The sequence below is a fragment of the Pedobacter sp. N23S346 genome (assembly GCF_048515415.1).
Classification (GTDB): Bacteria; Bacteroidota; Bacteroidia; order Sphingobacteriales; family Sphingobacteriaceae; genus Pedobacter.
This window is the reverse complement of record NZ_JBLYEE010000003.1, coordinates 229747-250542: the sequence shown is the minus strand read 5'-3', so window position 1 is coordinate 250542 and position 20796 is coordinate 229747. Positions and strand designations below refer to the sequence as shown.

General features: G+C 36.4%; 14 protein-coding genes, 2 tRNA genes and 1 pseudogene. 8 read left to right on the top strand and 9 right to left on the bottom strand.

What is annotated here, in order from left to right; translation table 11 throughout:
• Position 1: 1 nt before the first annotated feature.
• From ACN1CD_RS07880 to recO, 5 genes are all read right to left on the bottom strand, one after another.
• The gene (locus ACN1CD_RS07880) at positions 2 to 1201 is read right to left on the bottom strand and encodes a hypothetical protein (RefSeq protein WP_419129863.1); all 1200 of its coding nucleotides are present in this window, start codon (positions 1199 to 1201) and stop codon (positions 2 to 4) included.
• A 278-nt stretch (positions 1202 to 1479) separates the two neighbouring features.
• Positions 1480 to 1674, bottom strand: a complete 195-nt coding sequence (locus ACN1CD_RS07875) for a GIY-YIG nuclease family protein (RefSeq protein ID WP_419129862.1) — start codon at positions 1672 to 1674, stop codon at positions 1480 to 1482.
• 63 nt (positions 1675 to 1737) lie between these two features.
• A tRNA-Val gene (locus tag ACN1CD_RS07870) sits at positions 1738 to 1812 on the bottom strand.
• Positions 1813 to 1866: 54 nt separating this feature from the next.
• Positions 1867 to 1941: transfer RNA gene (locus ACN1CD_RS07865), tRNA-Val, on the bottom strand.
• 63 nt (positions 1942 to 2004) lie between these two features.
• Positions 2005 to 2730, bottom strand: coding sequence for a DNA repair protein RecO (gene recO / locus ACN1CD_RS07860; RefSeq protein WP_419129861.1), 726 nt, complete (start codon positions 2728 to 2730; stop codon positions 2005 to 2007).
• Positions 2731 to 2847: 117 nt separating this feature from the next.
• On the opposite strand from recO, the gene ACN1CD_RS07855 reads away from it, so the two are divergent.
• Entirely contained in the window at positions 2848 to 5199 is a 2352-nt protein-coding gene (locus tag ACN1CD_RS07855; RefSeq protein WP_419129860.1) for an efflux RND transporter permease subunit, read from the top strand.
• Positions 5200 to 5422: 223 nt separating this feature from the next.
• Entirely contained in the window at positions 5423 to 5863 is a 441-nt protein-coding gene (locus tag ACN1CD_RS07850) for a transposase (RefSeq protein WP_419129859.1), read from the top strand.
• Between the two features lie 109 nt (positions 5864 to 5972).
• Here the strand turns inward: ACN1CD_RS07850 and ACN1CD_RS07845 are convergent, their stop codons facing one another.
• A complete protein-coding gene (locus tag ACN1CD_RS07845; protein ID WP_419129858.1) occupies positions 5973 to 6245 on the bottom strand; it encodes an isoleucyl-tRNA synthetase in 273 nt (90 codons plus the stop codon).
• A 269-nt stretch (positions 6246 to 6514) separates the two neighbouring features.
• Between ACN1CD_RS07845 and ileS the strand changes: the two genes are divergently transcribed.
• From ileS to ACN1CD_RS07825, 4 genes are all read left to right on the top strand, one after another.
• A complete protein-coding gene (gene ileS, locus ACN1CD_RS07840) occupies positions 6515 to 9916 on the top strand; it encodes an isoleucine--tRNA ligase (protein ID WP_419129857.1) in 3402 nt (1133 codons plus the stop codon).
• Positions 9917 to 9946: 30 nt separating this feature from the next.
• Positions 9947 to 10330 carry a TraR/DksA family transcriptional regulator gene (locus ACN1CD_RS07835; RefSeq protein WP_029286865.1) on the top strand — a complete coding sequence of 128 codons (384 nt, stop codon included), beginning with the start codon at positions 9947 to 9949 and terminating at the stop codon, positions 10328 to 10330.
• On the top strand, positions 10330 to 10932 hold the full coding sequence (locus ACN1CD_RS07830) for a lipoprotein signal peptidase (protein ID WP_154281572.1): 603 nt from the start codon (positions 10330 to 10332) through the stop codon (positions 10930 to 10932). Before ACN1CD_RS07835 ends, ACN1CD_RS07830 begins: the two co-directional genes overlap by 1 nt.
• Positions 10933 to 11240: 308 nt before the next feature.
• Positions 11241 to 11753 carry a DUF4269 domain-containing protein gene (locus ACN1CD_RS07825; RefSeq protein ID WP_419129856.1) on the top strand — a complete coding sequence of 171 codons (513 nt, stop codon included), beginning with the start codon at positions 11241 to 11243 and terminating at the stop codon, positions 11751 to 11753.
• Positions 11754 to 12165: 412 nt separating this feature from the next.
• Here ACN1CD_RS07825 and odhB read toward each other — a convergent pair whose 3' ends face one another.
• The 3 genes from odhB to ACN1CD_RS07810 form a co-directional block, all read right to left on the bottom strand.
• Positions 12166 to 13410, bottom strand: a complete 1245-nt coding sequence (gene odhB, locus ACN1CD_RS07820; protein ID WP_419129855.1) for a 2-oxoglutarate dehydrogenase complex dihydrolipoyllysine-residue succinyltransferase — start codon at positions 13408 to 13410, stop codon at positions 12166 to 12168.
• Between the two features lie 100 nt (positions 13411 to 13510).
• Positions 13511 to 16309 carry a 2-oxoglutarate dehydrogenase E1 component gene (locus ACN1CD_RS07815; protein ID WP_419129854.1) on the bottom strand — a complete coding sequence of 933 codons (2799 nt, stop codon included), beginning with the start codon at positions 16307 to 16309 and terminating at the stop codon, positions 13511 to 13513.
• A gap of 335 nt (positions 16310 to 16644) precedes the next feature.
• Positions 16645 to 17919 carry a DASH family cryptochrome gene (locus ACN1CD_RS07810; RefSeq protein ID WP_419129853.1) on the bottom strand — a complete coding sequence of 425 codons (1275 nt, stop codon included), beginning with the start codon at positions 17917 to 17919 and terminating at the stop codon, positions 16645 to 16647.
• A gap of 182 nt (positions 17920 to 18101) precedes the next feature.
• Between ACN1CD_RS07810 and ACN1CD_RS07805 the strand changes: the two are divergent.
• Both ACN1CD_RS07805 and ACN1CD_RS07800 read left to right on the top strand, forming a co-directional pair.
• Positions 18102 to 19715, top strand: a pseudogene (locus tag ACN1CD_RS07805) (DUF4139 domain-containing protein).
• Between the two features lie 155 nt (positions 19716 to 19870).
• On the top strand, positions 19871 to 20776 hold the full coding sequence (locus ACN1CD_RS07800) for a TIGR01777 family oxidoreductase (protein ID WP_419129852.1): 906 nt from the start codon (positions 19871 to 19873) through the stop codon (positions 20774 to 20776).
• Positions 20777 to 20796: the final 20 nt, after the last annotated feature.

Below are 20796 nucleotides of genomic sequence, written 5' to 3'. Positions count from 1 at the left end.
CTTATTTTTTTATTTGATAAATATCTTTTTCCATATTTTTTAATTCATTGGCTTCATCATAGGATAGTTTTATATATACCAGATTTTCTTGCAACTGATTTAAATATTTTTCGGCATCAGCTTTTTTATTCAAAGCAATATTTAAATTAATTAAATTGAAATAAATAAATTTTCCAATCTTGTCATTGAAATCAGCTTTGTCATTTTTATATTCAATTTTGGATAAAGTTTGTGTCCAGATATCAATCCCTTTTTGAAGATTTGCAAAGGCCGTAACATTTACATCACTGTTAGATGCCTGCATTTTTCTTAGATTTGTCTTCACATAAATATCAGCACGTTCTAAATAATCAAATTTCCCCTTATTCTTAACACTAAGGATTTTTACACTTTTCGTTTCTACCTGAAAACCAAAGATATTATTTATATAATCGTTTAGAAATTTGATAACTTTACTTAAATGGTTCTTCTCCTCAAGTGGCTTATTAATATTATTACTGGGTGAAGATGATAGGAAAGTGTACTCTTGAAAAAATGTATTATTTATTTTTTCAATTCCATTAACTTTTATAACAAGTTTTGTTGGCTGATTAGCAAAAGTTTGCCCTGTATTATCCTGAAAATTAACTGCTTTTATATCTACGCTTATATCTACATATCCTACACCCCTCGTAAAACCTGCAATATTAATTTGTGACGCTAAAACATTATTATCAACGATAGTAAAATCGTTAAGATTAGGCTGTTGATAGATAGGCAATGCTGGTTTAACGTAATAAGGTTTTGCAGGAAGCACCAGTTTTGGATTTTTACCTTGATCGGTAAGTGTTAGTCGTTCTAAAAGTGTATTTTTTTTAAAATCAGCAGATTCAATTGCAAACTTTTCTTTTGCTTTCAAAACATCAGAATCATAGTCTTTTGTTTTCTGATCAAAATCTTTTACACTGTTTGCAACTGTAGCATCGTAATCGGCTAATGCTTTTTGATGATCGATTTTAGATTTTTTAATTACATCATCCGCAGTAACGTTATAAGGCGACATAACCGTAACTTTATAATTACGTGAGTTTTCATCAATAGTTACTTGAGGAGATTTTACTAATTGAAAATCAATTGTTTCTGCACTAATACTTTGAGCAGATAGGTTGATAGAGCTGAGCTTGAGTATTAAAAATAATACACAAATAATTTTAGATTTCATTTTTTATCTTTCTTGCAAAGATATGAATTCTAATTTACAAGCAATACGTTAGCAGACAATTATATATTATATTACCTACAATATATATATGAATTTGATTTTTTAACACTTAAGAAAAATATATTTTTCAATAAATAAAAGCATCTCAATTCCCTGAAAGGCTTAATGCAAGAAATGAGGAGTTTGATAGCTACACCAACTCTCCAACTGAAATATCTGGATTTAATGGACTTGCTGAGCTAATTAATTTTTCTATTAAAATCTTACTTTTCCACGATTTAATTTGCTTTTCTCTTTAGGACCTCAAATTTTGTTTGAAAATTTTCAGCCCAAACTATCTCCCAATCACCCGTATGCCCTGTGAAAACAGAGTGATTAGTATTATGCTTTTTCAATCTTCCTTCTAAATTGGAAGTGGATCTGACATAATATTTACTTCGAAGTTTAGAATACAAAATATAAGCATAGAACATACTTAAAGATACAGAAAAACATATAAATCAAAAAAGCCTCTCAGTTTCCTGAAAGGCTTAGTGTGGGAAATGAGGGGTTCGAACCCCCGACCCCCTCGGTGTAAACGAGGTGCTCTGAACCAGCTGAGCTAATTTCCCTTTTTTGTAAAGGCTTTTTGTTAGTAATAATCTTTCAAATCCTTGAAAGTTGTGTGGGAAATGAGGGGTTCGAACCCCCGACCCCCTCGGTGTAAACGAGGTGCTCTGAACCAGCTGAGCTAATTTCCCTTTCCTTTTGGGAATGCAAATATAGCGCTATAATCCTGTTTCGCAAATCTTTTTTATCTTTTTTCAGCTTAATAACGTTTCTAATATTTTATGAGATTGTACTTCACCAAACGACGCAGTATGTAAGGTATAGAAAACCAATATCTTATCTAAGAGAAATCGCCTTCGCACATTACTCATTTTTATTTCATAAATTTTTTCCAGAGGGGTATTAAAAAGAGAAACGAAGCTCAATGCATCCTCAAGCTGAAGATAATTTGAATGAATGGGCACCCGGGATACAAATTCACCTTCCTGTAAATCGAAATAAACCTGATCACTTCGTTTTTTCTCATTTGGCGAAAAACCCAGAAACCGCGTTAACTTCAACAAAAAAGACAAATGAAAATTCGGATTAATTTCTTCTATCTCATCAAACCAGGCTATAGAATTGAAGATATAATCGAATAAACTTTCATCAGCAGATTGCTGCCTGATACTTTTATAAAGCACTTCGTTTAAAAAAATGATAATGCTGGTCTTAACAATATCGTATGGAATAGTTTTGAAAACTGGTGTTTGTCTCATCTCAGAAACCCGCTGAATATTTGTATTTGCTTTATGATAAACTACCATATCTAACAAATGGAGCGACTGAAGCATATTCATTTTAATCTTCGCCTTTGGCTTTTTAACACCATTAATCAAATAAGATTGCATCCCAAATTTATCGGTAAGCACCTGTACAATTACGCTGGTTTCGCTATAATTTGTTGTTTTTAAAACAATGCCTTTTACTTTGTGCAACATCTTACGGAAACATTTTCTTCAAAAGTAGATTATTTGTGCAAATTTAATTATGCTAAAAGTTATTCTGATTTATAAATAAGATTAGTTTTGTCAATATCATTAAATTAAATTAGACACATGTGGGTAAAGCTATCCAGGTTTATTCTTCAGAACCGTATTGCCATCATTACTTTCTTTGTATTGGGCACCGTTTTCATGGCTTATCAGGCGAAACATGTAAAACTTTCTTATACGGGCAGTAAAATTTTACCAGTTACGGATAGTGCATTTGTGAAATACAATGCTTTTAAGAAAACTTTCGGGGAAGACGGTAGCGTGATGGTGATAGGTATCCAATCGCCGGGTATTTTCAAAAAAGAGATTTACAATCAATGGGTTCAGCTTTCTAACGATATTCAAAAATTAAGCGGCATTAAGCAAGTGTTATCTTCCGGCAGGATATTCCAACTGCAAAAGGACACTGTTGAGCAAAAATTTATTCTTGAAGCAATTCCCGGAGGTTTAGTAAAAACGGATGCAGAAATGGATTCGATTAAAAACACACTCTACAATACGCTGTTCTTCGAAGGACTTGTTTACAACAAACAAAACGCCACTTTAATGGCCATTACCTTCGACACCAAAATACTCAATTCAGCAGCGCGTAATCCAATTCTTAAACAGATTGAGGAAAAAGCGAAAGCTTTCCAGAAAAAATCAGGTATCCAGATTCATATCTCTGGTTTACCCTATATCCGCACTGCGGTAAGTAAATTAGTTAGTAATGAATTTGTATTGTTTTTGGGTTTATCAATCCTGGTTTCGGCGATTATCCTGCTATTTTTCTTCAAAAAGTTTTATGCCGTTTTCTTCCCGATTTTAGTGGTAATTATGGGCGTGATCTGGAGCATCGGCACACTGGTGTTATTCGGATTTGAACTCACCATTTTAACCGGGTTAATTCCGCCACTCATTGTAATTATCGGAATCCCGAACAGCATTTTGTTATTAAATAAATACCAGAATGAGTTAAGAAAAGACGGAGATAAACAAAGGGCTTTAAGCGTTACTATTGAAAAGATTGCGGTCACCACATTGATCGCGAACATTACGGCAGCGATCGGTTTCGGCGTTTTATATTTCACCGGAAGTGAATTATTAATGCAGTTTGGTAGCGTAGCTTCCATCAATGTAATGATCACCTGGCTGATGTGCCTATGCTTAATTCCAATTATTTTCAGCTATTTACCCGCGCCAAAACTAAAAGCACAAACTCATGTTGAGGAAGGTTTTCTACACCAATTATTGGTTAAAACGGATCGCCTGGTACAGCAAAAAAGTAGCCTGATTTATGTGGGTACCATCGTGATTTCCATCGTTGCAATTATTGGTGTAATGAAGATTAACGTTAATGGCTACGTGGTTGATGACCTTCCTAAAAATTCGGGAATTTTAGCAGATTTAAAGTTCTTTGAGAAAAATTTCGAAGGCATTCTACCTTTAGAAGTAAGCGTTGATACCAAGAAAAAAAATGGTGTTTTCAACCTGACTAACCTAAAGAGAATTGAGAAACTGGAGAAGATGATTTCTGCTTACCCGGAATTCTCCCGTCCGATTTCGGTAAACATGGGCTTAAAATATGCTACCCAGGCTTTTTATAATAACGATTCTACTTTCTTCCGCCTGCCGGATAACATGGAGAAAAACTTCATTCTGGCTTACATTGCGAGTGGCGGAAAAGGCAATGCCAGTTTGCTTACTAACTTTGTCAGCAAGGGAAACCAAAGTACGAGAATCAGTTTTCAAATGGCAGATGTAGGCTCAAAACGCCTGGACGCTATAATGACTGAACTGAAGCCACGCATCGATAGTATTTTACCTCCTGCTAAGTTTGATGTAGAACTTACCGGGTCAAGTGTAATCTTCTCTAAAGGAACGGATTACATGCTCAAACACCTGTTCGAAAGTATCGGTCTGGCCATCATCCTGATTTCTCTTTTACGCCTTGCCCAATTTAAAAGTTTAGGGATTATGTTTATCTCCCTCCTACCTAATATTGTACCACTCATCATTACAGCAGGAATCATGGGCTACTTCGATATCTCGCTAAAACCATCAACCATTTTAATCTTTACGATTGCTTTTGGCCTGGCTTCAGATCAAACCATTTATTTCTTAACCCGCTATCAACAGGAATTGAATCTTACTAATTTCTCCGTTCCGAAGGTGGTAACCGATACCATAACAGAAACAGGTGTAAGCATGACGCACATTGCCATAATCTTGTTTTTTGGTTTTGGAATTTTCACTGCATCAACTTTTGGAGGAACGGTAATTTTAGGATTATTGCTTTCCATTACCCTATTTGTAGCACTGATTTTTAACTTAACCTTATTACCTGCGCTGGTATTATGGCTGGATAAAAAGAAGGTAAGAAAATTTGTTTCAGATGATGAATCGGCAAAAAATGCTGCTGAATTTGATCATTAATCCAAACCTATAAGGTTTTAAAAACCTTATAGGTTTATTACTATATTTATGAAAAAATTGACATGAAATATTTAGCTAAATTTCATCCCGACAATTTTACCATATTTTTAATCATGCAGTTGGAAAAGAAAATCTATTTCACAAACATGAAAATTACATCTTCTTTCTTTCGAAGTTTGATCATTATATCTCTCCTGTTGCAAAGACATTTTGCTATTGTCTAATGCCAAATCATTTTCATCTTTTAATCCAAATAAGAGATGAAAGTAAAATTAGAAGTTTGGCAAAAAACTATACAGCATCTTTTGATTTCCATAAATTCATTATGCAGCAATTCAGCAATTTTTTGAATAGCTATGCAAAAGCTTTTAATAAACAACATAATAGGAAAGGGGCATTATTTTTAGACTACACAAAAAGAAGAGAGATCAAAGACGAATTCTATTTTTCTAAGCTGATTAACTATATTCATCAAAACCCTGTACATCACGGCTTTTGCAAGATGCCAGCAGACTGGAGTTATCCTTCATACAATTCAATTATTTCAACTCACAAAACTTCAAAATTAGAAAGAAATGCTGTATTTGATTGGTTCGGTGGAATTGAGGAATTTCTTACTTTTCATCAGCATGAAAAGCCAGGAGTAGAGTTTCCAGATTTTTAAAATTTTTATCTATCGGCTAGTGTCCCACCTGCCGAAACATTGATTAACACGTTGATTGGTGAGACACCAACCAATAGGAGGAGGTTTACAAAAACTTCACAGGTTTTCTTTATTCTGTAGCCGGCTTTTCTTCTTCTTCATCTACCGGAACCTCCACATTAGGATCAGTGATGATTTCTGCATTTCCATCCCGATCTTTTTTAGCAAAAAGTATAGGATAAAGCATCCACAGTGCGCCTACCATCACTAAAATACCAGCCAATATTTGCAAGTAGCGTGCTTCTTCAACTTCATAAGCGTCTAAAACCAAGTATAAAACGTAAGCGATCACGCCACCAATAAGTACCAAAACGGCTTTCTGTAATTTCAATAATTTTATCATCCAGGCTTATTTTTTAAGGTAAAAATATGAATTAAAACATAAACAATTCCCATAACGTTTGAAAGGCTTTAGAAATTAATGCCATAAAATACATAAATCATAGTCTGCAATTCCAACTGTTGTCCGGACAGATAAGGCAATTACGATGTTAGTCATCAACATTAAACCACTATTAATTAATTTCAAATCGAAAGTATTTACATCTAAACTACCGAATTTGAGCGAAAAATTTTAACTTTGCATCCTTAATTTTTTGAGGTACTTGATTGATGTATAGCGAATTTAAACAATTGGATCTTGCCAAAATAGGGCAGGAAATACTGGATTTTTGGAAAGAAGAAAACATCTTTGAGAAAAGCATTTCTTCCCGTCCGAAGTCTAATCCATTTACTTTTTACGAAGGACCACCGTCTGCTAATGGCATGCCGGGCATTCACCACGTAATGGCTCGTGCTATTAAAGATATTTTTTGCCGCTACAAAACAATTAAGGGTTACCAGGTTAAAAGAAAAGCAGGTTGGGATACACACGGCCTACCGGTAGAACTTGGAACAGAAAAAGAATTGGGTATTACCAAAGAAGACATCGGTAAAACCATTTCTATTGAAGATTATAACGAAGCTTGTAAAAAAACAGTAATGCGCTACACTGATGTGTGGAACGATTTAACTGAGCAAATGGGCTACTGGGTAGATATGGATGATCCGTATATTACTTACAAATCGAAATACATGGAATCGGTTTGGTGGCTTTTAAAGCAGATTTACGATAAAGGATTAATCTATAAAGGTTATACGATCCAACCTTATTCTCCAAAAGCCGGAACCGGACTGAGTTCTCATGAGGTGAACCAACCTGGTGCGTACCGCGATGTTACTGATACCACTATTGTTGCGCAGTTTAAAGCTTTGACTGATACTTTACCAACATTTTTACAGGCATTTGGCGATATTTACCTGATGGCATGGACAACAACGCCATGGACTTTACCATCAAATACAGCCTTAACGGTTGGACCGAAAATCGATTACGTTTTAGTAAAAACCTTTAACCAGTATACATTTCTTCCGACAAACGTAATTCTGGCAAAAAACCTGGTTGGAAAGCAATTCAGCAAGATTTTCTTTGAGAGCAACGAAGCAGAAGATTTTATTAATTTCAAAGCTGGCGACAAGAAAATCCCCTACCAAATCCTTGCAGAGTGTAAAGGAACTGAATTGGTTGGAATCAGATACGAACAACTTTTAACTTACGCTTTACCCTATCAGAATCCTGAGAATGCTTTCAGGGTAATTTCTGGAGATTTCGTTACCACAGAAGATGGTACCGGAATTGTACATACTGCTCCAACCTTCGGTGCGGATGATGCTAAGGTTGCTAAAGAAGCCGTTCCCGAAATCCCTCCAATGTTAGTTTTAGACGACAATGAGATATTGGTTCCTCTTGTAGATTTGCAGGGTAAATTCACCAAACACGTTGGCCCTTTTGCAGGCAAATATGTAAAAAATGAATACTACAATGCTGGCGAAGCACCTGAGAAATCGGTTGATGTGGAAATCGCCATTTTATTAAAAGAAGAAAATAAAGCTTTTAAAGTAGAAAAATATGTTCACAGTTACCCACACAGCTGGAGAACTGATGAACCGCTTTTATATTATCCATTAGATAGCTGGTTTATTAAAGTTACCGACGTTAAAGACCGGATGTTCGACCTTAACGAAACCATCAACTGGAAACCAAAATCTACAGGTGAAGGTCGGTTTGGCAACTGGCTAAAAAATGCCAACGATTGGAATTTATCACGCTCCAGATATTGGGGAATTCCGTTACCCATCTGGAGAACTGAAGATAAAAAAGAAGAGGTATTAATTGGTTCGGTTGAAGAACTTTACAATGCTATTGAAAAATCGATAGCGGCAGGTTTCCAGAAAGAAAATCCATTTAAAGGATTTGAAATCGGAAACATGTCTGAAGAAAATTATGACCTGGTAGATCTGCATAAAAACGTTGTAGATGAGATTGTGCTGGTTTCTCCATCAGGCAAACCAATGCGTCGCGAAAGTGATTTAATTGATGTGTGGTTTGATTCAGGCTCCATGCCTTATGCACAATGGCATTATCCTTTTGAAAATAAGGATACCATAGATGCAAATGAAGATTTTCCTGCAGATTTTATCGCAGAAGGCGTAGATCAAACACGTGGCTGGTTTTATACTTTACACGCCATATCTACACTTGTTTTTGATAAAGTGGCGTATAAAAATGTAGTTTCAAATGGATTGGTATTGGACAAAAATGGGCAAAAAATGTCTAAACGTTTGGGCAATGCCGCCGATCCGTTCAAAACCATAAAAGAATATGGTGCTGATGCCACACGTTGGTACATGATTTCAAATGCAAATCCCTGGGACAATCTTAAATTTGATGTTGAAGGGATTGCTGAGGTTCGCCGTAAATTCTTTGGAACGCTTTATAACACTTATGCTTTCTTCGCATTGTATGCCAACATTGATAAGTTTGAAATAGATAAAAACAACCTCAGTAAAGTTGAAGACCGCACAGAGTTAGACCGTTGGATTTTATCATTATTGCAAAATTTAATCAACGAAGTTGATGAAAGCTATAACGCTTACGAACCCACAAAAGCTACCCGTGCCATTCAAGCCTTCGTAGATGAGCATTTAAGTAATTGGTACATCAGGTTAAGTCGCCGCCGTTTTTGGAAAGGCGAAATGACAGATGATAAACGTGCTGCCTACGAAACGCTTTATACTTGCTTAGAAACTTTAGCACAGCTGATGAGTCCTGTAGCACCTTTCTTTGCAGATTGGTTATATAGAAACTTAACAGTTACAGATAAAGCGGCTGAGCAATCGGTTCATTTAACATTATGGAATGAAGCAGATCAGGACTTAATCGATAACGCTTTGAACGAGAGAATGCTTTATGCTCAAAATATCTCTTCGATGGTTTTATCGCTGCGTAAAAAATCGGGCATCAATGTTCGTCAGCCTTTAGAGAAAATCTTAATCCCATCTTTAAATGGCGATTTTGAACAAAAAATATCGAAAGTGGCCGATTATATCCTTTCAGAAACTAACGTTAAACAGATCGAGTTTATCACCGATACGCAGGGCATCGTGAAGAAAAAACTTAAACCAAACTTTAAATCGTTGGGTAAAAAAGTTGGCAAGGATATGAGTCTTGTAAAAGAGGCGTTAGAAAAAATGAATCAGGATGATATCCAACGTTTGGAAATCGATGGTCACATTGATGTGTCTGGAAGCAATGATGCTCAATATGCCATTGATTTAAACGATGATGTTGAAGTTTTTGCAGAAGACATTCCCGGATGGCAGGTAACTAACTTGGGCAACTTGACGGTTGCGCTGGATGTAACCATTTCTGAGGAATTAAAACAAGAAGGACTTTCACGTGAATTGGTAAATAGAATTCAGAATTTAAGAAAGGAATTAAATTTTGAAGTGACCGATAGAATTAAAGTGACTTTACAAAATGATAACCTTGTAGCTACTGCTGTTGCTAAAAACAAGGCCTACATTTGCGCAGAAATTTTAGCGGATGAATTAGAATTAACGGATACTGTAATAAACCCAAACAAAATCACGATTGATGATGTTGAGTTAAGCATTTCGGTAACTAAAATATAAATCCATATATTAGAAAACTAAATTAAAAACATGGAAAACAGTAACAAAACACGCTACTCAGACAGTGAACTTCAGGAATTTAAAGAGCTTATTCAAGATAAATTACGCAGTTCTAAAGAAGAACTAAATGCATTGACCTCATCATTGAGTAATCCAAATGCTAATGGTACAGAAGATACTTCTGGTGCTTATAAAACATTAGAAGATGGTTCTGCAACAATGGAAAAAGAGCAAATCAATCAATTGGCTGCCCGTCAGAAAAAGTTTATTGATAACCTTGAAAATGCCTTGGTTCGTATTGAAAACAAAACTTATGGTATTTGCCGTGAAACTGGTAAATTGATTCAAAAAGAACGTTTACGTGCAGTTCCTCATGCAACTTTGAGCATGGAAGCTAAATTAAAACAAAGTTAATGAAAGGCTATACAAAACCTTTACTAGTTATCTTTTTGGTTTTACTTGCCGACCAGGTATTAAAAACCTGGATCAAAACCAACATGTACCTTGGTCAGGAGTTCAATATTATTGGTAAATGGTTCATCATCCACTTTACTGAAAATAATGGAATGGCCTTCGGTATGGAGTTTGGCGGAGAATTTGGCAAGCTAGCCTTATCATTATTCCGTATAGCTGCCGTTGCAGGTATCGGTTATGGTTTACATTATTTAATTAAGCATAAATACCATCGTGGATTAATTTTAAACGTTGCACTAATTTTTTCAGGTGCTTTAGGAAATATCATCGATTCGGTATTTTACGGTAAAATCTATGGCTACGAAACCTGGTTTCATGGTCGCGTAGTAGATATGCTTTATTTCCCAATTGCTGAAGGTCACTTCCCAAGTTGGATCCCAATTTGGGGTGGCGATGAATTTGTCTTCTTTAGGCCTGTTTTTAACCTTGCAGATGCCGCAATTTCCGTTGGGGTAATCCTTATCTTAATCTTTCAGAAAAATTACTTCAAAGAAGATGTTAAGGATGAGGTGAGCATTAACAGCGAAATGGTAGAGGACTAGGGGAATTACGATTTCAGAGTTACGATTTAAAACATGAGCATTTGTCTCCACTAAATATTTGAAAGCCCGTTTTTTAACTGAAATGGGCTTTTTTGTTATAAATTAGCCTTCATTGCTGAAGAGGAATGACGTGGCAATCTTTTACGAAAGCCTTAGGAATTTTTGGAAAGCTACATCCTACACCAATTAAAGTTACTTCCCGCTATCCTTTCTGCTCCCGATGAAAAAAATCGGTAGCATTCATACTATCGGGTTTATTAACTTTGGAAACTGCAAGAAACCAAAGTTGCAAAGTGTAAAATCTCAAAATGATGAACTTTCTTGATATCACCTATTTAAAATCAGGAACCGAAAAGCAGCAAAAAGCTTATCAGATTTTAACTACAAATAGTATTTTAGAAAAACTAAATAGCTACACTCCTATTTTAGTCGGCACTATTCCCATCAATATCGACGTTGAAACGAGCGATTTGGATATCGTTTGTAATGTTCAGGATAAAGAAGAATTCATAAATACTTTAAAAACTTATTTTAGCAATGAAAACGGTTTTATCATCTCAGAAAATTCAATGCTTAAGTCTATTAAAGCAAACTTCTTAATTGAAGATTTTGAAATTGAAATCTTTGGGCAAAACATTCCATCGCAAGAGCAAAATGGCTATCGGCATATGCTCATTGAGCATAAGGTATTGGTTGAGAAAGGTGAAGCATTCAGGCTGGAAATTATTAAATTAAAAAAGCAAGGTTATAAAACTGAGCCAGCCTTTGCGAAGCTATTAGGTCTGCCAGGGAATGCTTATGAAGCACTTTTAAACTTGTGATAAACTAGACCCGCAAGATTATAAGCAATCTTATTAAAGAGATTGCTTCCGTCGTATCTCCTCAATGACGACCGTTCATGGTCATTTTAAATACAAACAGTAAAAAAAATCTGGTTGTAGTGTTTCGCTACGACTAAACACATATTAACACTACTGGTTGGTGTCTCACCAACAAACCTATGTTTTATGCTATTTCTTTATGCGTAGTTTTTTTCGGCTGGTGAGACACCAAACCGATAGGTAATTAATAGATAGCAATCGCATTAAGATTGCTTCGTCGTGACTCCTCGCAAAGACGACTTTTCTACATAGATGGCGTATTAAATACCCGGTTGCCTCAACAAAAAAGCCTCCGATTTTTTCAATCGGAGGCTCCTCATATATCAAAGTCCCCTTTAGGGGGATTTAGGGGTTAAACACCCAATAATAATCTAGCTGGATCTTCCAATAATTGTTTCACACGAACCAGGAATCCTACAGACTCACGTCCATCAATAATTCTGTGGTCATAAGATAGGGCAACATACATCATCGGACGAATAACTACCTCACCTTTTTCAGCGATTGGGCGCTCAATAATATTGTGCATACCTAAGATAGCAGATTGTGGTGCATTGATAATCGGAGTCGACATCATGGAACCAAACACGCCACCATTGGTAATGGTGAATGTTCCACCAGTCATTTCCTCAATAGTAAGCTTACCATCACGTGCTTTTAAAGCCACAGCCAAAACAGCCTTTTCGATTTCAGCTAAACTCATGCTTTCTGCATTACGGATTACCGGAACCACTAAACCTTTTGGAGCAGAAACTGCAATAGAAATGTCGGCAAAGTTATTATAAACAACTTCTTCTCCATCAATACGGGCGTTTACAGCAGGGAAATCTTTTAAAGCTTCAGTTACAGCTTTAGTAAAGAAACTCATAAAGCCTAAACCAACACCATATTTCTCCTTGAAAGAATCTTTGTATTTACCACGTAAATCCATAATTGGCTTCATATTAACCTCATTAAAAGTGGTTAACATAGCCGTTTCATTTTTAACCGTAACCAAACGTTTTGCAACGGTTTTACGCAATGGAGACATTTTTTCACGACGCTCTGAACGTGCACCAGACGGAGTTGCAGCAACAGGTGCAGGTGCAGCTTTAGGACTTTCAGTTTTAGTCTTTCCGCTTTCAGCCTTAACCGCATCATCTTTCGTAATGCGACCATCTATACCAGTTCCTTTTACAGCATTAGCCTCAATTCCCTTTTCAGCAAGAATTTTTCCTGCAGCAGGAGAAGGTGTGCCAGTTGCATAAGAGTCTTTGGTTTGTGTTTCAGCGTCTTGAGCCTTAGGTGCTTCAGCTACAGCGGCAGGTGCTTGCGCATCCGACTGTGAACTTGAAGCTTCTGACTTAGGACTAGCAACTGCGCCACCATCTTCAATATTACAAACTACTGCGCCAATAGCTAATGTATCGCCTTCAGCGGCTATGGTTCTTAAAGTTCCAGCTTGCTCTGCAGTCAATTCAAAAGTAGCTTTGTCCGATTCTAACTCAGCAATAACTTCGTCCATCTCAACAACATCGCCATCTTTTTTTAACCATTGTGATAAAACAACTTCCGTTATCGACTCACCAACTGGTGGAACTTTGATCTCTAAACTCATATTTTTAAAATTGTAATTTTTTGTTGTTATAATGTTTAAAGATGAAAAGCCGGCATGTTTAAGTTTACATCCTCAACCTTACACCTTTTTATCCTCAATCTTAATCTGCCTCAGCTAATTTTTTACTGGCTTTTTTAGTTGCATCCTTTACTTCTTCCTCTTTAATTGATACTTCTAATGCTTTTGCTAAAATATAAGCCTGTTGATTGGCATGTTGTTTTGCAAAACCGGTTGCCGTACTGCTGCTTTCTTTTCTCGAAATCACATCAATACCTTTTAAGCCTGTTTTGTATAACTTGCGGAACAAATACGGCCATGCACCCATATTTTCTGGCTCTTCCTGTACCCAGAAAATTTCGTTAGCTTTTTTATACTTGGCTTTAATTGCTTCCATTTGATCAACCGGAGTTGGATATAATTGCTCTACACGAACAACAGCAACATGTTTCACCTGATCTGACTGTTGTTTCTCTAATAACTCGTAATAGATCTTTCCACTACAGAAAACCACGCGTGTTACCTCATCAACCTTAACATTTACATCATCGATTACTTCTTTAAAGCCACCTTCTGTAAACTCTTCTAGTTTAGAAACACAAGCCGGATGACGTAATAAGCTTTTTGGCGTAAATACCACCAAAGGCTTACGGAAATCGCGTTTAAACTGACGACGCAATACGTGGAAGAAGTTAGCCGGTGTTGAACAATTTACAACTTGCATATTGTAATCTGCGCAAAGTTCCATAAAGCGTTCAATACGTGCTGAAGAGTGCTCTGGTCCCTGACCTTCATAACCGTGAGGCAATAACATCACCAAACCGTTTTCACGTTGCCATTTAGTTTCTGCACTTGCAATATACTGATCCACAACAATTTGTGCTCCATTAAAGAAATCGCCAAATTGAGCTTCCCAAATGGTTAAAGCATTAGGATTCGCCATGGCATAACCATACTCAAAACCTAAAACACCATACTCAGATAAGTGTGAATTATAAATATCAAACGGTGCCTGTTGCTCAGAAATGTTTGCTAACGGTACGTATTCCTCCTCACTATCCTCCAATGTTAAAACAGCATGACGGTGAGAGAAAGTACCACGTTCTACATCCTGGCCACTTAAACGAATTCTTTTGCCTTCTGATAACAAAGTACCATAAGCCAATTGCTCGCCCATTGCCCAATCGAAAATGTTAGTATCATTTACCATTTTGGTACGCTCAACAAACAACTTTTCAATTTTTTTGAAGAACTTTTTATCTGATGGTAAAGTGGTAATGCGTTTACCAATTTCCAGTAAAGTAGATTTTTTAACAGCCGTTACCGGAGAGGTTTCAAAATCTTTTGGAGTAGCCATCCGCAAATCTGCCCAGGCACCACCAAATTTAACTTCATCCTTACTCGCTACAAAATCTTTAGCTTCGTTTAAGCGCTCCTGTAAAATACCACGGAAATCTTTTTCCATTTCTTTTGCCAGGCCTGCTTCCAATTTACCTTCTTTGGTTAATTGTTCGATATAGATTTCCCTTGGATTAGGGTGTTTTTCAATTGTTTTGTATAATAATGGCTGAGTGAATTTTGGTTCATCAGACTCATTATGTCCGAAACGACGGTAACATAAAATATCGATGAAAACATCATTTTTATATTTCTGACGATATTCCATTGCCAAATTAATCGCATAAACCAACGCTTCAGGATCATCACCATTTACGTGGAAAACCGGAGATAAGGTTACTTTCGCAATGTCTGTACAATAAGTACTCGTACGTGCATCTTTATAATTGGTGGTAAAACCAATTTGGTTATTAATCACTAAATGAATGGTTCCACCAGTTTTATAGCCTTCAAGTCCTGCCATCTGAATTACTTCATAAACAATCCCCTGGCCAGCAACTGAAGCATCACCGTGAATTAAAATAGGTGCTAAACGACTGTTATCGCCACCATATTTAAAATCGATTTTTGAACGGCTCATTCCTTCAACCACGCCATCAACTGTTTCCAGGTGAGATGGATTAGGGCAAAGGCTTAAGTGAACACTTTTCCCTGCTACGGTAGTTACATCAGTAGAATAACCTAAGTGGTATTTTACATCACCTCCATATGGGGTATCAGGATTATAGCTTTTACCTTCAAACTCAGCAAAAATGTCTTTGTAAGTTTTCTGCATGATGTTCGCCAGTACGTTTAAACGACCGCGATGCGCCATACCGATCACAAATTCCTCAATTCCTAAATCTGCACCTTTTTCGATTACCGAATCTAATGCCGGAATTAAAGCCTCTGCGCCTTCTAAAGAAAAACGTTTCTGACCTAAGAATTTTGTTCCGAGGAAATTTTCAAAACTTACCGCTTCATTTAATTTTCTAAGAATACGCTTTTTCTCATCAATAGAAAAGTTAGGTGTATTGCGGGAACTTTCCATTTTGCCCTGAATCCAGTTTAAAACCTCTGGAGTACGCAAGAACTTAAATTCAGCACCAATAGAACTGGTATAAGTTTGTTTTAAGAAAGCAACAATATCCTTCAACTTCGCCGCACCAATCCCAATCTCAACGCCAGAGTTAAAAACGGTTTCTAAATCGGCATCAGATAAACCAAAGTTGGAAAGGTCTAAAGTTGGTAAGTGCTTGCGCCTTTCGCGTACCGGATTGGTATGTGTAAACAAGTGACCGCGGCTTCTATAACCATCAATCAAATTTAAAACACTAACCTCTTTTAAAAATTGTTCCGGAGTTTCTACAGTTGCTGCATTCCCCTCAGAACCTCTTCCGAAATCAAAACCTTCAAAAAACTTTTGCCAACCAAATTCAACTGATTCAGGATCTTGCTGATACGACTGATATAAAGAATCTACATATTCGGCATTTTCGCCGTTGAGATAAGATAAACTATCCATTATTTACTGTTTACTATAAGCATTACAAAATTAGAATTTTACCTTATATAAATGGCAAAAAACTGGATTAATTGAAGAAAAAAATATATTTAGAAACATTCTGACATTCAACACAAATCATACTCTTCGAAATAAAGAAATATTTACCTGAACACTAAAGCAAAACACAGGCCAGTATTTAATAATTGAGTTATTGAATGATAGAATAATTGAGGGAAGGAATGACTGAATTAGTGAATGATTAAATGACAGAATTAACGAATTAGAGAATGAGCGATGGAAAGATCGAATTTTACAACATTCAACATTCAATCCTTCAAAATTCAATCATTTTATTAAGAGGCCCAGATTAAGGCATAATTTCCTTTCGGATCAAGATTTTTGATATTCTTATCTATATCAAACACGTTTTTAGATTTTTGATCATTTCCAACGCCCGCAATATTTGCCCAATTTCCCCAGGTACTTGCCGGATTATAGTCAATCAGCTTTTCTTCAAAATAGGCTGCACCAAAAATCCAGCTTACTTCTAAATTATTCACCAGGTATAAAGCAGCAGTCTGACGGGCGATGTTTGATATAAATCCTGTTTGATTTAATTCTGTCATCACAGCATCCACTACGGCAAATCCAGTCTGCCCGGCCTTCCATTTATTAAAATTTTCCTGTTCGTTTTCTATATCTACTAAACCCTGGCTCCCAAAACCATCGGGATGGAAAAAGGTATTCCCGTATTTTTTAAACATAAAACGGAAGTAATCGCGCCATAGTAAACCAAGTAAAATATGGTTAAACATGGCTTTTGTATTCGGCATGCCTTCCATTTTCTTAATTTCCCAATACACTTTCCGAGGTGAAAGGCAACCCATTGCCAGCCAGGCAGAAAGTTTAGAAACCAGAATCAGATTTTTAGTGGTAGCAGCCTGCTGCATCGCAACAATTACCTTTTGCAAATGCACTAAACCTTCAGCTTCGCCGCCTACAAATTCAAAGTCTGCTCTTTCATCTCTTTGCTGAGGAATGAGATTTAATTCTTCTAGAGATGGTAAAGTTCCCCAATCAATCACTTCAGCAACATTGATACGATCTGGAGCCGGAAAACATGGCTTTATAATAGAATCCCGTTCAATTTTTTTCTTAAATTGATTGAAAGCATCCGGAATATCTTTAATAGGAAAAGGTAAATCCTCTTTATTATATAAGGTATGACCGATAAAGTGCTTGAGGTTAACCCTTAATTTCCAGAGTGCGTTTTCTACCAAAGCAGATACATGCGTTTCTTCCCTGGCCACTTCGCGGTGATGATACACTTCAGTAATTTCATATTCCTGAATAAGCTGTGGAATAATCTCTTCCGGGCTTCCCGTTGCAATTAATAGGTTACCTCCAATTTGTTTGAAAGCACTCCTCAACCCTACTACACTTTCCAATAAAAACTGAGCCCTGATGCTCCCCGTTTTTAATGTAGCATACTTTGTTTCCGCAAATTGACGGGGATCTAAAATATAAATTGGTAAAATTGAATCTGACTTAGCAATCGCCTCCACCAACATTTCATTGTCGTGCAACCGGAGATCATTTCTAAACCATACTAAAATTTTTTTGGACATCTTTATCGGAAAAGGAATTTAAGAGAGTAACTACAAATTTATCTTATTTTTCTTTGGCATCAAAAACCTGTAAAATTCTTTACATACAGTAAACAATATGAATAGAGCGTTATGGAATGTTGGCAAATCACTTATCTTAAATTTAAATATTTAATCCAACACACACCCAAAAAATTAAAAGAATGAAACGAATTCTCATCACACTATTATTTCCATTAAGTGTTTTTGCACAGCAACAAATTAAAACCAAAGCAAATTTAGAAAGTGTAACGGTGTATAACAATGGCGCCCAACTTACACATTCAGGTAGAGTTAATCTTCCCGCCGGGACATCAGAAATCGTAATTAATAATATCTCCGGCCGGGTAAACGAAAACTCTATTCAGGTGAGCGTTTCTTCAGAAGTAACCATTTTATCAGTTCAGTTTAACCGCGATTTCCTGAACACCGATGCAGCAAATCCTGAAATTAAAAAACTAACGGATAGTGTTAAATTAATTTCTGCCGATTTAATTAAAACCAGAAATTCAAAAACCATTGAAGAACAAACGTTGGTTTTATTAGATGAAAATAGAAAATCTGGCGGTACTGCTTCAGGCACAAATGTTACTGAACTAATTAAATTAGCTGAATATTACCGGACAAAAAATGCTGAAGTAAGAAATGCCATAGCAGCGTTAAGCATTACAGAAGATAAACAAAATCAAAAGTTGAATGCTTTGCAACAGCAAATTGCAGAGTTAAGAAATAATCCTAATGAGCAACTGGGGCAATTGGTTCTGCAATTGATGGCGAAATCTAATATTAATGCCGATTACAACGTGTCATATGTTACCCCCAATGCGAGTTGGTTAGCCAGTTACGACATTAAATCAACCAGTACAAGTAAACCACTTAGCATTATTTATAAAGCTGCCATTACTCAAAATACAGGCTTAGACTGGAAAAAAGTGAAACTTTCCTTATCAACCGGAAATCCGAATTACAATATTACAGCACCAACATTAAATCCATGGTTTGTTTCAACTTATCATCAACCACAGGTGATGTTGAGGGGAATGGCATCTCCAATAGCAGAGCGTAATATGTTGAATGAAACTGTAGTTGTGGGTTATAGCAAAGCTAAAAAGGAAAATGCACCTCAGTCGGTATCAACCATTAACAACAATACTTCTGTTAACGAAACTCAATTGGGTGTAACTTTTGATATTGATATCCCTTAGGATGTAAATAGCGACAACAAACCTCACACCGTTTCTTTTAAAGAATATGAAGTACCAGCGAAATACAAATATTATGCTGCACCAAAATTAAGCACTGATGCCTATTTACTGGCTGATGTTATTGATTGGGAAAAACTAAATCTTCAGGCCGGAAATGCAAATATCATCTTCGAAGGAACTTACACAGGCAAATCTTACATCAATCCGGCCAACATTATGGACACCCTGAGTTTGAGCATGGGTAAGGATAAAAAAATTATCATCACGAAGGAAAAGCAGGAAGATTTTAGCAGCACTAAATTTATCGGCACCAACAAAAAACAATTGTTTACTTATCTAATCAAAATTAGAAATACAAAGAAAGAAGCGATTGATTTATCACTAAAAGATCAATATCCCTTATCAACTGAAAGTGATATAGAAATTGAATTATTAGACAGTTCCGGAGCCGAAGTTAATAAGGAAACCGGGATGCTATCCTGGCAGTTAAAAATTGCACCCAACGAAACCAAAATAATTAAGTTAAGTTATTCTATTAAGGCACCAAAAAATAAGGTTATTTCTGGTTTGTAAAATATTGTCCAATAATCATCCGAAGAATATCTGCAAGGTGGCAATATTCATCGGATGACCAATTGAGAGATAGTTCACTCATTTAGTCTTTAGTCTTTAGTCTTTAGTCTTTAGTCTTTAAAAAAACCCTTTTGCATCTTTGGTGTTTTAAAACCATGGCGAAAAAGATTCTCATTACAGGCGCGACAGGGCTCGTTGGAACTGAACTCAAAAAACAGTTATTAAACCATGGATATGAAGTAAATACGCTTTCCCGTAAAAAGAATAGCGATCCAAATAACTTTGTTTGGGATGTTTATAAAGGTGAAATTGATGCAACTTGTCTGCTCGGTGTTGAAGCCATTATCCATTTGGCTGGTGAACCCGTGGCCGATAAAAAATGGACTGATGAACGAAAAAAGCAGATTATAGATAGTCGTGTGAAATCTACTGAACTAATCTACAAAGCCATCAAAGCAACACCAAATCACCAGGTAAAATCTTTTATATCAGCCTCAGCTGTTGGTTTTTATGGCGATTGTGGCGATGAGATTTTAACGGAGGAAAGTCAGAACGGTTATGGCTTCCTGGCAGAATGTTGCAAACTTTGGGAAGATGCGGTTGATGAGGGAAAGAAATTAAGTTTACGAATAGTAAAACTTCGCACTGGGATAGTTTTCAGCAATGATGGTGGTGCATTGCCCCAACTGGATAAACCAGTACGACTATTTGCAGGCGCACCTATAGGAACCGGAAAGCAATGGACGCCGTGGCTTCATATTGATGATATGGTTGGCATGTATATTTACGCGCTTGAAACCTTAAACATGGAAAACTGCTACAATGCCTGCGCTCCATTCCCGGTTACCAACGAAGGCTTAACAAGAGCAATTGCCAAGCATTTACATCGCCCGGTTTGGCCAATTAAAGTACCAAGAAAGGCGATCGAATTACTTATGGGAGAAAGGGCCGAGGCCGTACTGATGAGTAACAACACCTCTGCTCAAAAAATTTTAGATGCAGGTTTTAAATTTAAATTCACACATTTGGATGATGCCCTGACAAATCTATATCAAAAGTAAACCAGCATCAATATCCTTAT